The 13,161-nt window shown below is 69.1% G+C and carries 16 protein-coding genes; 7 read left to right on the top strand and 9 right to left on the bottom strand.

Going from position 1 to position 13,161, the window contains the following annotated elements; translation table 11 throughout:
* Positions 1–2 precede the first annotated feature (2 nt).
* Positions 3–611, bottom strand: coding sequence for an FMN-dependent NADH-azoreductase (locus PotMrB4_RS09925; RefSeq protein ID WP_074967596.1), 609 nt, complete (start codon positions 609–611; stop codon positions 3–5).
* Positions 612–732: 121 nt separating this feature from the next.
* Positions 733–1,746: an alpha/beta hydrolase family protein gene (locus tag PotMrB4_RS09920; RefSeq protein WP_044409076.1), complete on the bottom strand. Its 1,014-nt coding sequence runs from the start codon at positions 1,744–1,746 to the stop codon at positions 733–735.
* A gap of 272 nt (positions 1,747–2,018) precedes the next feature.
* Here PotMrB4_RS09920 and PotMrB4_RS09915 point away from each other — a divergent pair, with 272 nt between their 5' ends.
* The 4 genes from PotMrB4_RS09915 (at position 2,019) to PotMrB4_RS09900 (ending at position 4,958) form a co-directional block, all read left to right on the top strand.
* Positions 2,019–2,927: a LysR substrate-binding domain-containing protein gene (locus PotMrB4_RS09915; RefSeq protein WP_172433136.1), complete on the top strand. Its 909-nt coding sequence runs from the start codon at positions 2,019–2,021 to the stop codon at positions 2,925–2,927.
* 82 nt (positions 2,928–3,009) lie between these two features.
* Entirely contained in the window at positions 3,010–4,197 is a 1,188-nt protein-coding gene (locus tag PotMrB4_RS09910) for an MFS transporter (RefSeq protein WP_172433135.1), read from the top strand.
* A gap of 18 nt (positions 4,198–4,215) precedes the next feature.
* On the top strand, positions 4,216–4,563 hold the full coding sequence (locus PotMrB4_RS09905) for an MmcQ/YjbR family DNA-binding protein (RefSeq protein ID WP_172433134.1): 348 nt from the start codon (positions 4,216–4,218) through the stop codon (positions 4,561–4,563).
* Between the two features lie 86 nt (positions 4,564–4,649).
* Positions 4,650–4,958 (top strand): DUF2834 domain-containing protein, encoded by a 309-nt coding sequence (locus PotMrB4_RS09900; protein WP_142010776.1) that lies wholly within the window; start codon positions 4,650–4,652, stop codon positions 4,956–4,958.
* Here the strand turns inward: PotMrB4_RS09900 and PotMrB4_RS09895 are convergent.
* Positions 4,949–5,914, bottom strand: a complete 966-nt coding sequence (locus PotMrB4_RS09895; RefSeq protein WP_172433133.1) for an alpha/beta fold hydrolase — start codon at positions 5,912–5,914, stop codon at positions 4,949–4,951. The two genes, PotMrB4_RS09900 and PotMrB4_RS09895, sit on opposite strands and share 10 nt — an antisense overlap.
* 89 nt (positions 5,915–6,003) lie before the next feature.
* Positions 6,004–6,834: an undecaprenyl-diphosphate phosphatase gene (locus PotMrB4_RS09890; protein ID WP_172433132.1), complete on the bottom strand. Its 831-nt coding sequence runs from the start codon at positions 6,832–6,834 to the stop codon at positions 6,004–6,006.
* Positions 6,835–7,068: 234 nt separating this feature from the next.
* Between PotMrB4_RS09890 and PotMrB4_RS09885 the strand changes: the two genes are divergently transcribed.
* The 3 genes from PotMrB4_RS09885 (at position 7,069) to PotMrB4_RS09875 (ending at position 9,867) form a co-directional block, all read left to right on the top strand.
* Positions 7,069–8,700, top strand: a complete 1,632-nt coding sequence (locus tag PotMrB4_RS09885) for a methyl-accepting chemotaxis protein (RefSeq protein WP_172433131.1) — start codon at positions 7,069–7,071, stop codon at positions 8,698–8,700.
* Positions 8,701–8,782: 82 nt separating this feature from the next.
* Positions 8,783–9,346 carry a nicotinamide riboside transporter PnuC gene (gene pnuC, locus PotMrB4_RS09880; protein WP_044408981.1) on the top strand — a complete coding sequence of 188 codons (564 nt, stop codon included), beginning with the start codon at positions 8,783–8,785 and terminating at the stop codon, positions 9,344–9,346.
* Positions 9,343–9,867, top strand: coding sequence for an AAA family ATPase (locus tag PotMrB4_RS09875; RefSeq protein ID WP_172433130.1), 525 nt, complete (start codon positions 9,343–9,345; stop codon positions 9,865–9,867). The genes pnuC and PotMrB4_RS09875 overlap by 4 nt, the downstream gene beginning before the upstream one ends.
* Here the strand turns inward: PotMrB4_RS09875 and PotMrB4_RS09870 are convergent.
* The 5 genes from PotMrB4_RS09870 to PotMrB4_RS09850 form a co-directional block, all read right to left on the bottom strand.
* The gene (locus tag PotMrB4_RS09870) at positions 9,847–10,323 is read right to left on the bottom strand and encodes a DUF3429 domain-containing protein (protein WP_044408976.1); all 477 of its coding nucleotides are present in this window, start codon (positions 10,321–10,323) and stop codon (positions 9,847–9,849) included. The genes PotMrB4_RS09875 and PotMrB4_RS09870 overlap by 21 nt on opposite strands.
* A gap of 65 nt (positions 10,324–10,388) precedes the next feature.
* Complete coding sequence (locus PotMrB4_RS09865; RefSeq protein WP_172433129.1) at positions 10,389–11,708, bottom strand: sensor histidine kinase; 1,320 nt, start codon at positions 11,706–11,708, stop codon at positions 10,389–10,391.
* Entirely contained in the window at positions 11,705–12,373 is a 669-nt protein-coding gene (locus tag PotMrB4_RS09860; RefSeq protein ID WP_044408967.1) for a response regulator transcription factor, read from the bottom strand. The genes PotMrB4_RS09865 and PotMrB4_RS09860 overlap by 4 nt, the downstream gene beginning before the upstream one ends.
* Positions 12,373–12,687 (bottom strand): PepSY domain-containing protein, encoded by a 315-nt coding sequence (locus PotMrB4_RS09855; protein WP_044408964.1) that lies wholly within the window; start codon positions 12,685–12,687, stop codon positions 12,373–12,375. The genes PotMrB4_RS09860 and PotMrB4_RS09855 overlap by 1 nt, the downstream gene beginning before the upstream one ends.
* Positions 12,687–12,995, bottom strand: coding sequence for a PepSY domain-containing protein (locus tag PotMrB4_RS09850; RefSeq protein WP_172433128.1), 309 nt, complete (start codon positions 12,993–12,995; stop codon positions 12,687–12,689). Before PotMrB4_RS09850 ends, PotMrB4_RS09855 begins: the two co-directional genes overlap by 1 nt.
* Between the last annotated feature and the right edge of the window lie 166 nt (positions 12,996–13,161).

The following is a 13,161-nucleotide window of genomic DNA, read 5'->3' as shown; positions in this document are numbered from 1 at the left end:
GATCAGGCAGCCACGAACAGCTCGCCGATGCGCGACTGGGCGGCCTTGAAGGCGTTGGCGCGGGGTTCCTCGCCGTAGGCCAGGCCTTCGGCACGGACGATCTCGATGTCGGTGATGCCGAGGAAGTTCAGCACCTGCACCAGGTAGGCCTCGTGGGCCTGGCCGCTGGGCTGGCCGGCGTGGATGCCACCGGCGGTGGAGACGATCACCACCTTCTTGCCACCGGCCAGGCCCTGGGGACCGGCTTCGGTGTACTTGAAGGTCTTGCCGGCGACGGCGATGCGGTCGATCCAGGCCTTGAGCTGGGTGGGCACGGTGAAGTTGTACATCGGCGCGCCGATGACGATAGCGTCGGCACCGAGGAATTCGTCCAGCGAGGCTTCGGACAGGGCGACCTCGGCCTTCTGCGCGGCGTCGCGCAGCTCGGCGGGGGTGGCGCCGGCCATCAGGCTGGTGGCGGAGAGGTGGGCGTAAGCGTCCTGGGCAAGGTCACGGTAGGTGACCTGCACGGCCGGCTCGGCGGCCTGCCAGGCTTCGACCACGGCGCGGCTGAGTTGGCGGGAGGCGGACGCGTCACCGAGGATGCTGGAGTCGAGGTGCAGAAGTTTCATGGGAAGGCCCCTGTGTCTGGCGATCGGCGGAGTGCGATCGGAATGGTGGCCATCCTACCCATGCAGCCAAACGACGATTAGTCGGTGCATTTGCGATGCAGCGTCCCACCCATGAGGCGAATCAGCGCAGCGATGTTTGCAGGTCCGCCAGGGTGCGGGTGAAGAAGCGCACGGCCTCGGCGTCCAGCTCGCGGTGCACCTCCACCCGGTCGACCCCGTCGGCATCCTCGCAGACCTGGGGCACCAGGGCGTCCATCTCCTCGGAACAGGGCGCCATGAACACGAAATGGCCGGCGCCCGGCACCAGGCGGAAGTCCGGCGGGTTGGGCAGCTTGCGCAGCAGCGCGCGGGCGTTCTGCTCCAGCGGCACCACGCGGTCCTCGTCCCCGCTGTAGAGCAGCACCGGCACCTGCACCGGCTCCAGCCCCTTGCGCCCGAACAGCACGCCAGGGGGCGCCATCAGCATCACGGCGCTGACACGCTCGTCGGCGAAGGGGTCGAGGTCGTCGCGGTCGGGCACCAGCTCGCCCTGGGTGCCGCAGGTGTCGTGGTCAGCCGGCTGCTGCTGGCAGTAGGCACGCAGGCGATCCGGGTCGGGTTGGGCGCCGGCCAGGATCAGTGCGGTCTCGCTGCCGGCGGAGTAGCCGATGACGCCGACCCGCTCGGTGTCGAGGCCGCCCGCCAGCAGCGCATCGGACTCCGCCGCGTCGATGGCGGCGGACAGCTGCAACGGGCGGCCATAGAGGTTGCTCAGGGTGCCGGTGCGGCTCTGGTCCTTGTAGTTGTCGCCGGTGTGCAGCACGGCGAGCACCACGAAGCCGCGCCGGGCCAGGGCGGTGGCGAGGTCATGGTGGGCCAGCGGCGACCCGCCGTTGCCGTGGGAGAGCAGCACCAGCGGGAAGCGCCCGGCGGCCATCGGCGCGTCCTCACCGGCGGCGACGTGGTAGAAGCCCAGGTCGCTGCTCTGCGGCTCGCCCCGGGCCGGGTAGAAGGCCACGGCACTGAGGCTGGCGCTGTCGTCGAGGGGGTCGCTGAGCACCAGACGGTGCACGCCGACGGCCTGGGCGGCCAGGGCATCGAGGGGAGCCAGGGCGGCCAGCAGGGCCAGGCCGAGAATGGCTGAAAGACGAACCAACATGGTGCTCACCTTCCGTTCCGGGTTCAGGGATCGGGCGCTCCGCCCCGCGTTCGGGCCAGGCTCGCCTCCCTGAGCCGGCGCCACCGCCGATGGACCGGCAGTGAGCCTGAGGTGTTGCAGGTATCGCGCCAGTCTTGACCTGGCATTCACCGATACGCGGAGCATTCAAGATACACCGCTCCGACAACTGCGTAGGCAAAGGATTCATCAAGTCGACGAAATCCACCACCGAGTGCCATAGTGCGCCCTCTTCCGAGCGGTAGCGCAGCATGCAGGACCTCAACGACCTCTTCTATTTCGCCAAGGTGGTGGAGCACGGCGGCTTTGCGGCGGCCGGGCGTCTGCTGGGCATTCCCAAGTCCCGCCTGTCGCGGCGCATCGCCGAGCTGGAGACGCGCCTCGGTGCGCGCCTGCTGCAGCGCACCACCCGCAAGCTGGCCCTGACCGACGTGGGCGAGCGCTTCCTGCGGCATTGCCAGGCGATGCTGCTGGAGGCGGAACAGGCCGAGGAAGCGGTGGCCAGCCTGACCAGCGAACCGCGCGGGCGCATTCGCGTCACCTGCCCCACCGAAGTCGCCCGCACCCGGCTGCGCGGCGTGTTCAGTGACTTCCTCGAACGCTACCCGCTGGTGCAACTGGAGGTGGCGCTGGTGAACCACCGGGTCGACCTGCTGGCGGAGGGGGTGGACGTGGCCCTGCGGGTACGCGACCAGGAGGACGAGGAGCCCTCGCTGATCTGCCGCCGCCTGGCGCCCGCCCGCGCCTACCTGGTGGCCACCCCTGCCCTGCTTCAGGCCGGCGCCCCTCAAACCCCGGACGACCTGGCCCGGTTGCCGGTACTCGGCGCGCTGGAGCGGGACCGCAAGCTGCACTACCTGCTGCGCGACGCCCAGGGCAACCGCCGCGACATCGTGCTCGAGCCCCGGCTGGCCATCGAGGATTTCGAGGTGCGCAAGCAGGCGGCCCTGCGTGGCCTGGGCATCACCATGCTGCCGGCGATGCATTGCAACCGGGAGCTGGAAGACGGCCGCCTGGTACGGGTCCTGCCGGACTGGGAGCTGCCGGGTGGCCACCTGCAGGTGGTCTACACCCACCGGCGCGGTCTGCTGCCAGCGGTGCGGGCGTGGATCGACCACCTCGTCGACGCCTGCCGCGGCGAAGCGCTGGAGCCCCTCTGAGCAATCGTTAGCTGGCTTTCCTTTGGCACGCCGGCTGGAGGATGATGGGCGCCTCCCGCACCGAGCCGAACCAGGTCCATCCATGAGCAGCGTCGAGCAGTCTGCCTCCATCACCCTGCAGATCGTCTCCATCGTCTTCTTCACCTTCATCAGCTTCCTCTGCATCGGCCTGCCGCTGGCGGTCCTGCCCGGCTACGTGCACAACGACCTGGGTTACGGCTCGGTGCTGGCCGGCGTGGTGATCAGCACCCAGTACGCCGCCACCCTGCTTTCGCGCCCATTCTCCGGCGCGGTGGCCGACCGCCGCGGTGCCAAGCACGCGGTGCTGCTGGGCCTGGCGGGCTGCGCGCTGAGCGGCCTGCTGACCCTGGCCTCCACCTCCCTGCAGGGTCTGCCGAGCCTGAGCCTGGGCCTGCTGTTGGCCGGCCGCGTGGCGCTGGGGGTGTCCCAGGGGCTGGTGGGCACCGGCTCGATCAGTTGGGGCATCGGCCGGGTCGGTGCGGAAAACACCGCGCGGGTGATCTCCTGGAACGGCATCGCCTCCTACGGCGCGGTGGCCATCGGCGCGCCCCTGGGGGTGCTGCTGGTGAGCGGCCTGGGGCTGTGGAGCATGGGCGCGCTGATCGCCCTGCTGGGCACCGGAGCGCTGCTGGTGGCGCGGGGCAAGGCGCCGGCGCCCATCGTCGCCGGCGTGCGCCTGCCGTTTCGCAACGTGTTCCTGCGCATCGCCCCCAACGGCGTGGCGCTGGCCCTGGGCTCCATCGGCTTCGGCACCCTGGCCACCTTCGTCACGCTGTACTACGCCAGCCGTGGCTGGAGCGGCGCGGCCTGGTGCCTGACGGCCTTCGGCTGCGCCTTCATCGGCGCGCGCCTGCTGTTCGCCGGCACCATCAACCGGCTCGGCGGTTACCGGGTGGCCATCGCCTGCCTGGGCATCGAGAGCCTGGGCCTGCTCCTGCTGTGGCTGGCACCGCAGCCCTGGCTGACCCTGTGCGGCGCCGCGCTGACCGGCTTCGGCCTGTCGCTGGTGTACCCGGCCCTCGGCGTGGAGGCCATCTCACGCATTCCCGCCTCCAGCCGCAGCTCGGCGCTGGGGGCCTACGCGGTGTTCTTCGACCTGGCCCTGGGCCTGGCCGGCCCGTTGATGGGCCTGGTGGCCAACGCCCAGGGCTTTGCCGCGATCTTCCTGGTAGCCGCCGGGCTGGCCCTGGCCGGCATGCTGCTGGGTCTCGTGCTGTTGCGCAGCGATGCGCGCCAGCGCCCTCTATAGACCTGCAAGGAGCTGTCCATGACCGCTGACGAGATTGCCGCGTTCTGCCTGCAATTGCCCGGCGCCCGGGAAGACCTCAAGTGGGGCTCGAACCGGGTGTTCTCGGTGGCCGGGAACAAGATGTTCGCCATCGTCGACTTCCTTGGCGAGGACCTGGCCTTCAAGGTCGACCCCGACCTGTTCCTCGGCTACGTCGACCGCCCCGGCATCCGCCCGGCGCCCTACCTGGCCCGAGCCTTCTGGGTCAGCGTGGCGATGCCGCCGGCCCTCGGCGACGCCGAGTTGAAAGCCCTGCTGACCCGCTCCCACCAACTGGTGGTGGCGCGCCTGCCGAAGTACAAGCGGGTGGGGTTGCTGCTGGACTGAACCGCCTGGGGCGACCCGATGCCTCATTGCCGGCGCGGGAGCACTGCGGCAGATTCGGCGCTCATACCCATAACAAGGACGTTGCCATGCCTGCCCGCCCCCTCGCCCTCGCCGCTCTTCTCGCCTTTGGTGGCTACACCCTCTATGTGATGGCCATCAGCGAACAGTCGCTGCTGGCCTTCGGTGCTCAATTGATGAGCCGGCCGGACACCGCCCAGGTGGTGATCGACCTGTACCTGGCCTGCGCCCTGATCGCGGTCTGGATGTACCAGGACAACCGCCGCCAGGGCCGGAGCCTGGCCTACCTGCTGCCCTTCTACCTGCTGACGGCGGTTTTCGCCTCCATCGGCCCGCTGCTTTACCTGGTGCTGCGCCGCCCAGCCCCTCAGCGGTAGTGCCGCCCCAGGAAACTCAGCAGACGCTCATTCACCGCCTCGGGCTGCTCGCCCTGCAGCCAATGCCCGCAGGCCTCGATCCGATGGGCCTCCAGGGCTGGCACCACCTCCGGCATCTGCTTCAGCGTGTGGGCTTCCAGCAGGCCCACCGGGTCGTGGTCGCCGATGAGGAACAGCGCCGGCTGCAGCACCCGCTGCCCTTGCAAGGACTCGGTCAGCGCCCAGTTGCGTTCGAAGTTGCGGTACCAGTTGAGCGCACCGCGAAAGCCGTGGCGTTCGAAGGCCTTGCAGTAGCCGGCGAAGGCTTCCGGCTCGCACCACACCGGCAGCTGGCCGGGGTCTTCGAGGCCATCGAAGAGCCGCGAGCCGGCGGGGCGCTCCTGGAGGAAATGCCCCAGCGGCACGGCAGCGGAACAGTGGTGCAGCATCATGCGCAGAGTGCGGGGGATGTCGGCGTCCAGCTCCTGCTCGGCCAGGCCGACCTGCTGGAAGTAGAGGATGTAGTTGAAGCGATCGGCGAAGTGGCGGCGCATCGCCTCGGTGGCCGGCTGCCGGGGCCGGCCACCAAAGGGCACGGCCATGCCCACCACCGCCTGGACGCGCTGGGGTTCCAGCAGTGCGAGGTGCCAAGCCACGGGGGCACCCCAGTCGTGCCCGACGACGCAGACGCGGACCTGGCCGAGGGCGTCCATGGCGGCGCGGATGTCGGCGCAGAGGGTCAGCAGGTCGTAGGCGGCCGGGTCGGCTGGGGCGCTGCTGGCGCCATAGCCGCGCATGTCGGGCACCAGCACGCGGTAGCCGGCACGGGCCAGGGGTTCGATCTGGTGGCGCCAGGCCAGCCAGCACTCGGGGAAGCCGTGCAGCAGCCAGACCGGCGGACCGTCCTCCGGCCCGGCCAGGTGCAGGGCGAGCTGGATGCCGTTGACGGCCAGCAGGCGGTGTTCGAGCGGGAGCATAGTGGGCCTCCGGGCAATGGCGGGGGCCCACTATGACAAAGGCGCGCCTGTGGCGCGCCTTCATCGATGCGGCGAATACCTCGGCCTCGTCAGGCCTGGACGGTGCTCCAGTCCACCACGCCGAAGACCCAGGTGGCGAGGATCAACAGGCCGAAGCCGATGCGGTACCAGGCAAACACGGCATAGCTGTGGCTGGCGATGAACTTCAGCAGCGCTCGCACCGCGAGCATGGCGAAGATAAACGACACCACGAAGCCCAGGGCGAATACGGGCAGGTCGGCGGACTGGAACAGGTGGCGGTACTTGTAGCCCGAGTAGACGGCCGCGCCGACCATGGTGGGCATGGCGAGGAAGAAGGAGAACTCGGTGGCGGCCTTGCGCGAGAGGCCGAAGACCAGCCCGCCGATGATGGTGGCGCCGGAACGGGAGGTGCCAGGAATCAGCGCCAGGCACTGGGCACAGCCGACCTTGAGGGCATGCTTCCAGGTCATCTCGTCCACCGTGTCAGCCTCGGTGCGGTGCTGCCGGCGTTCGGCCCAGAGCATGATCACGCCGCCGATCACCAGGGCGGTGGCAACGGTGATGGGGTTGAACAGGTAGTGGTGGATCAGGTCGGCGAAGGCCACCCCCAGCACCACGGCGGGGAGGAAGGCCACCAGCAGGTTGAGGGTGAAGCGCTGGGCGCTGCGCTGGCGCGGCAGGCCGACCACGATGTCGAGGACCTTGCGCCGGTATTCCCAGACCACCGCGAGGATGGCGCCGAGCTGGATGATGATGTTGAAGGCTTCGAAGCGCTCGCCGCCGAAGCCGATCAGATCCGCGACGATGATCTGGTGACCGGTACTGGAGATCGGCAGGAACTCCGTCAGGCCCTCGACGATGCCCAGCAACAAGGCCTGGAAGGCGGTCCACAAATCCATCGATTCTCCCCAGGGCACACAAGGTCGCGGCCCGACTAGATTAAGTATGTTGGTGTGTCTGCCGGCTGAGCTGCCGAGCGGCCCTATGACCGACCTTGGTCGACTGGGTTCCCGGGCATCCTGCGGTGCATGCTCAGGTTTAGGGCGAAAGGGCCGAAATGCTATCAGACAACATCTGTAGCGCGCCTCTGTCGCCTTAGGGAAAAACAACAATATCGCGGGAGTATTTCATTCATGAATCTGCGCAGCCTGCCCATCAGCCAGCGACTCTGGCTGATCCTCGTCGTCGCCGTGTCGATGCTGCTGATCCTCGGGGTGCTGATGCTCCGCCAGATCCATGAAGATCTGCTCGCCGGCAAGGAGCTGAAGACGCAGCACGTGGTGCAGACCGCCATGGGCACCCTGCAATACTTCCAGGGCCTGGAAGCCGCGGGCACGCTGACCCGCGAGGCGGCGCAGAAGCAGGCGATGGAGACCATCCGCGGCATGCGCTACGACAAGGCCGACTACTTCTGGATCAACGACTTGGGCCCGCGCATGGTCATGCACCCGACCAACCCGAAGCTGGAGGGCCAGGACCTCTCCGGCTACAAGGACCCGGACGGCAAGCCGCTGTTCAACCTGATGGTGGAGGTGGCCAAGACCAAGGGCGCGGGCTTCGTCCACTACCGCTGGCCCAAGCCGGGTGCCTCCGACCCGGTGCCGAAGGTGTCCTACGTGCAGCTGTTCCAGCCCTGGGGCTGGGTGCTCGGCTCGGGCATCTACATCGACGACATGGAGGGCGAGTTCCGCAACCAGGCGCTCGAAGCCTCGGCCATCGGCCTGGTCATCGCCCTGCTGATGGCCGCGCTGGTGATGCTCATCGCCCGCAGCATCACCCGCCCGCTGAAGGACGTGGTGGGTGCCATGGCCGACATCGCCAGCGGCGAGGGGGACCTCACCAGCCAACTGGACACCCACGGCCGGGATGAAGTGACCGCGCTGGCCAGCCACTTCAACGCCTTCACCGGCAAGCTGCGCGGGGTGATCCGCCAGTCCTTGGAGGCCGCCGGTGCGCTGGACCAGTCGGCCAGCGCCCTGGGCGGGATCGCCCAGGACGGCCACGCCCACAGCGAGCAGCAATCCCAGCGCATGGAGCTGGTGGCCACCGCCATCAACCAGGTCACCTACGGCGTGCAGGACGTGGCCAAGAACGCCGAGCACGCCGCCGAGGAGGTACGCACCGCCGAGGACCAGGCGCGCCTGGCCCAGACCAGCATCGATGCCAGCATCCAGCAGATCAGCGACCTGGCGAGCACCATTGGCCAGGCGGTGGAGGTGATCCGTTCGCTGGCGGCGGAAAGTTCGCAGATCGGCAGCGTGCTGGAGGTGATCCGCTCCATCGCCGAGCAGACCAACCTGCTGGCGCTCAACGCGGCCATCGAGGCCGCCCGTGCCGGGGAGCAGGGCCGTGGCTTCGCCGTGGTGGCCGACGAGGTGCGCCTGCTGGCCCAGCGGACGCAGAAATCCACGGCGGAGATCCAGACCATGATCGAGCGCCTGCAGGCCAACTCCGAGGCGGCGGTGAAGGTCATCGACGAGAGCAGCCGGGCCACCCAGGCAACGGTGGAACGCGCCAGCCAGGCCGGCGAGAGCCTGGGGCAGATCGGCCAGTCACTGCGCAACCTCACGGGCCTCAATGCCTCCATCGCCAGCGCCACCCTGGAGCAGTCCCACGTGGTGGAGGACGTCAACCAGAACGTCACCCAGGCCGCCAGCCTGGCCCACGACACGGCGATGGCCGCCGAGCAGACCCGCAGCGCCAGCCACCAGCTGAACGAGCTGGCCGAACGCCTCGGCCACCTGCTGCGCCAGTTCCGCATCTGAGCCCTCCCCTGCCCCACCTGCCGCCACTGGCGCGGCAGGTGGGAGCCGCTACAATCGCCCCTCCATCGAACGAGGGTCGCCCGTGTCACCGCTTGAACTCTTCGCCGCCGCGCTCGGCGTGCTGGCCGTCTGGCTCACCGCCCGGCAGAACATCTGGTGCTGGCCCATCGGCCTGGTGATGGTGCTGATCTACGTCTGGATCTTCTTCGAGGTGAAGCTCTATTCCGACATGCTGCTGCAGGGCATCTACGCCGTGCTGCAAGGCTACGGCTGGTGGCAATGGACCCGGGGCGGCGCCCGCCATGACGGCCGCGAGGTCAGCCGCCTGGCACCGGCGCAGCTGGCGACCGGCCTGGGCCTGGGGGCCGCCGGCAGCCTGGCGCTGGGCTACGTGATGGCCACCCACACCGATGCCGCCGCCCCCTGGCTGGACGCGGCGCTGACCGGGTTCAGCCTGGTGGCCCAGGTGTGGATGGCGCAGAAGCGTCTGGAGTGCTGGGCGTTGTGGATCGTGGTGGATGTGATCTTCGTCGGGCTGTTCACCTACAAGGGGCTCTACCTCACCGCCGCGCTCTATGCGCTGTTCACCCTGCTGGCGGTGCACGGCTGGCGGCAGTGGCGCCAACCCCTGGCGGCCTCGGCATGAAGGTGCTGGTACTGGCCGGCCCCGAGTCCAGCGGCAAGAGCTGGCTGGCCGGCGAGATCGCCGCACGCTTCGGCGGCCGGGTGGTGGGCGAGTACGTGCGCGAGTTCATCGACGAGCAGCAGCGCGACACCTGCTTCGCCGACATTCCCCTGATCGCCCGGGGGCAATTGCAGCGCGAGGACGCGGCACGGGCCGAGCGCCCGGTGCTGCTGGTGCTGGATACCCACCTGCTGAGCAACATCCTCTGGAGCCGCACGCTGTTCGGCGACTGCCCGGCCTGGCTGGAGACGGCCCTGGACGAGCGCCGCTACGACCTGCACCTGCTGCTGAGCCCGGAAGGCGTGCCCTGGGTGGGCGATGGGCAGCGCTGCCAGCCGGCACTGGCCGAACGCCTGGCATTCTTCCACGCCAGCGAGGCATGGCTGAAGGCACGGGGGCAGCGCTACGTGGTGCTTGAGGGGGATTGGGCCGAGCGCCGCGAGGCGGCGCTGGCCACGGTGTCAGCCTGGCTGGCCGAGTAGCAGGCCGCCCCAGGCCACCAGCAGGCTGGTGACCACGCCGATGGTCAGCGGACGGCGCAGCGCCGGGTACCAGCCCGGTGCCAGGCCCAGGCGCACGGCACGCAGGTCGGCCAGGTAAAGGCCGATGAAGGCCGGAATGAACACGGCCACCGCAAGGCCGGCGGGCAGCCCGGCGGAGATGGCGACCCAACCGAACAATGCGGGAATCACCGAGAAGCCCAGCTGCAGGCGCGCGCGGGTGTCCTCCTGGCCGGCGCGCATGGCCAGCCCCCAGTGAATGGCCCCCATGAACGCGAGGATGACGGCGGCGTAGTCCAGCAACGCCGCCAGCACCAGCGGGCGCCAGCCGATCGGGGTCAGCCAGATGCCGAGTGCGCCCGTGACGAAGGGCACCAGCCCGGCAAAACCGAGCAGCCGGGCCAGTTGCGGCGGATGGGGAGCATCGAATGCATGCATGGGGCGGGTCCTTGTTGGGTTGCCTACAGACTAGACAGGCCTGATACCAACCGCACTGCGTGCCGTCAACGGCGAGGCGCGGGCAGGTCGATACGCACCCGCAGGCCGCCGAGGGGGCTGCTGTCCAGGGCGAGGCGGCCGCCCCAGGCGTCGACGATGTCACGCACGATGCCCAGGCCGAGCCCATGCCCGGCCACCTGTTCGTCGAGGCGGGTGCCGCGCTCGAGCACGGCCTGGCGCTGGTCCTCGGCGATGCCGGGGCCGTCGTCGTCGACGCACAGCCGGTAGCCGTCGCCCTCTCGGGCAATGCCCAGCAGGACCTGGGTCTCAGCCCATTTGCAGGCGTTGTCCAGCAGGTTGCCCAGCAGTTCCAGCAGGTCTTCCCGGTCCCAAGGCAGGCGCAGACCGGGCTCGACGCTCCAGTCGAGGTCGAGTGCGCTGTCGTGGATCATGGCCAGGGTGTTGAACAGGGTCGGCAGCTCCGCGTCGCAATCGAAGTGCGCGCCGGGCAGCACTTCGCCGGCCAACCGGGCGCGTCCCAGTTCGCGGGCGAGGCGTTGCTGGATCTGCTCCAGCTGCTCGGTGAGGGTGGCGCGCAGTTCGGGATGCTCGCGCAGCTCCTCCCGGTTCTGCAGGTTGATCAGCACGGCAAGCGGGGTCTTGAGGGCGTGGCCAAGGTTGCCCAGGGCATTGCGCGAGCGGCGCAGGGTGTCTTCGGTGTGGGCCAGCAGGTGGTTGACCTGGCCCACCAGCGGCTCCAGCTCCTGGGGCACCCGGGTGTCCAGGTCGCTGCGCTGGCCCTGCTGCAACTGGGCGATCTGCTGCCGCACCCGCTCCAGGGGCTGCAGGGCGCGGCGCACGGTGTAGCGCTGCAGCCCGAGGATCAGCAGCAGCGCGGCCAGGCCGAGGGCGACGCCGGTCCATTGCACGCGGCGGAAGTCTTCCAGCACGGGGGTGTAGTCCTGGGCGACGACGATGACCACCTGGCGGCCAAAGCGCCGGTAGTCACCCCGGTAGGTGAGCAGGCACTGCTCGCGGGGGCCGGGCAGCAGGTCGGCGGCCAGGCCGGCGCGCTCGGGCAGTTGCAGCTCGCTGTCCCAGAGCGAGCGGGAGCGCCAGGGGCGGTCGTCGATGCGGATCACGAAGTAACGCCCTGAGAAGGGCTGCTGGTGGGCGGGGTTGAGCTTCTGCTCGTCCAGCTGGATGCCATTGGGACCGCGCACCAGGGCGGCGAGCAGGCCTTCCGCTTCGCTGCGCAGGTTGTTCTCCAGGTAACGCCGCAGGCCGTCGTCGAACAACCACAGGCTGAGCTGGGCCAGGGGCAGGCCAACCACCAGCAGCAGGGCGACCAGGCCGAGGGAAAGCTGGCGCTGGATGGACCTCACCCGGTGACTCCGGTGAAGCGGTAGCCCTGGCCACGCCGGGTCTCGATGACGCTGCGGCCGAGCTTGCGGCGCAGGTGGTTGACGTGGACTTCGATGACGTTGGAGTCGCGCTCGGTCTCGCCGTCGTAGAGGTGCTCGGCCAGGTGGCTCTTGGAGAGCAGCTGCCCGGGGTGGAGCATGAAGTAGCGCAGCAGGCGGAACTCGGCGGCGGTCAGGGTCACCTCTTCGCCGTCACGCAGCACGCACTGGCGGGCTTCGTCCAGCTGCAGGCCGGCGGCCTCCAGGTGCGGCTGGTTGGCCAGCCCCTTGGCGCGGCGCAGCAGGGACTGGATGCGCAGGGCCAGTTCCTCGGGGTGGAACGGCTTGGTCAGGTAGTCGTCGGCACCGGCCTTGAGGCCTTCGATGCGCTCGGCCCAGGAGTCCCGCGCAGTGAGCACCAACACAGGGGTGGCGAGGCCATTGGCGCGCCACTCCTGCAGCACTTCAAGGCCGGGTCGGCCCGGCAGGCCGAGGTCCAGCACGATCAGGTCGTAGGGTTCGCTGGCGCCCTGGTAGGCGGCATCGCGGCCGTCGGCCAGCCAGTCCACGGCGTAGCCCTGGCGGGTCAGGCCGGCCAGGAGTTCATCGGCCAGGGGGACATGGTCCTCCACCAACAACAGGCGCATCAGTCGTCTTCCTCGTCCTTCAGGATGCGACCGTCGCGGGCATCCAGTTCCAGCTCGCGGACCACGCCATCGGTGGTCAGCAGTTCCACTTCGTACACGTAGATATCGTCCTCTTCCTCCAGCTCCGCTTCCAGCAGGCGCGCCCCAGGGTAGAGCCCCAGGGCGCGGTCGAGGAGTTGTTCGAGGGGCATGATCACCCCTCGTTCGCGGAGCTTGAGGGCTTCGTCCTGGTCCAGGTCGCGGGCCATGGCCTGCAGGGTGCAGGTGGCCAGGACCAGGGCGACGATGCCGCTGTAGCGAATGATCAGGCGCATCAGTCGTCCTGGTGGTTCTTCAGAACCTGGCCGTTGGTGGCGTCCAGCTCCAGGTCCCACTGCACGCCCTTGGCGTCACGCAGTTCCACCTGGTAGACGTAGCGGCCGTACTCTTCTTCCAGCTCGGTCTCGTGGATGGTGCCACCGGGGTGCTGGGCCAGGGCGGCGGCGTTGAGCTTCTCGAAGGACTGGATGGTGCCGGCGTCACGCAGCTTGAGCGCTTCGTCCGGCCCCAGGTCGCGGGCCAGGGCGAGGCTGGAGGTGGCGGCGAGAACGGCAGTGGCGAACAGGGCGGTAAGGGTTTTCATCGTGGCTTCTCCTTGTGGGGGGCGCTGTCTTGAGATGGGTCCACTGTAGCCAGTCGCCATTAATTCAAGCTGAATTCGCCGGGCTCCCCGCTGCCGGGGCGTCATCGTGCTACAGGCGGAGGCATCATTCACGCGCTGAAAGCACTTGGTCCGCAGGCGCGGGCCA

Source organism: Metapseudomonas otitidis, assembly GCF_011397855.1.
GTDB lineage: Bacteria > Pseudomonadota > Gammaproteobacteria > Pseudomonadales > Pseudomonadaceae > Metapseudomonas > Metapseudomonas otitidis.
The sequence above is the reverse complement of the archived record's forward strand: the minus strand, read 5'-3'. Positions and strand labels throughout refer to the sequence as shown.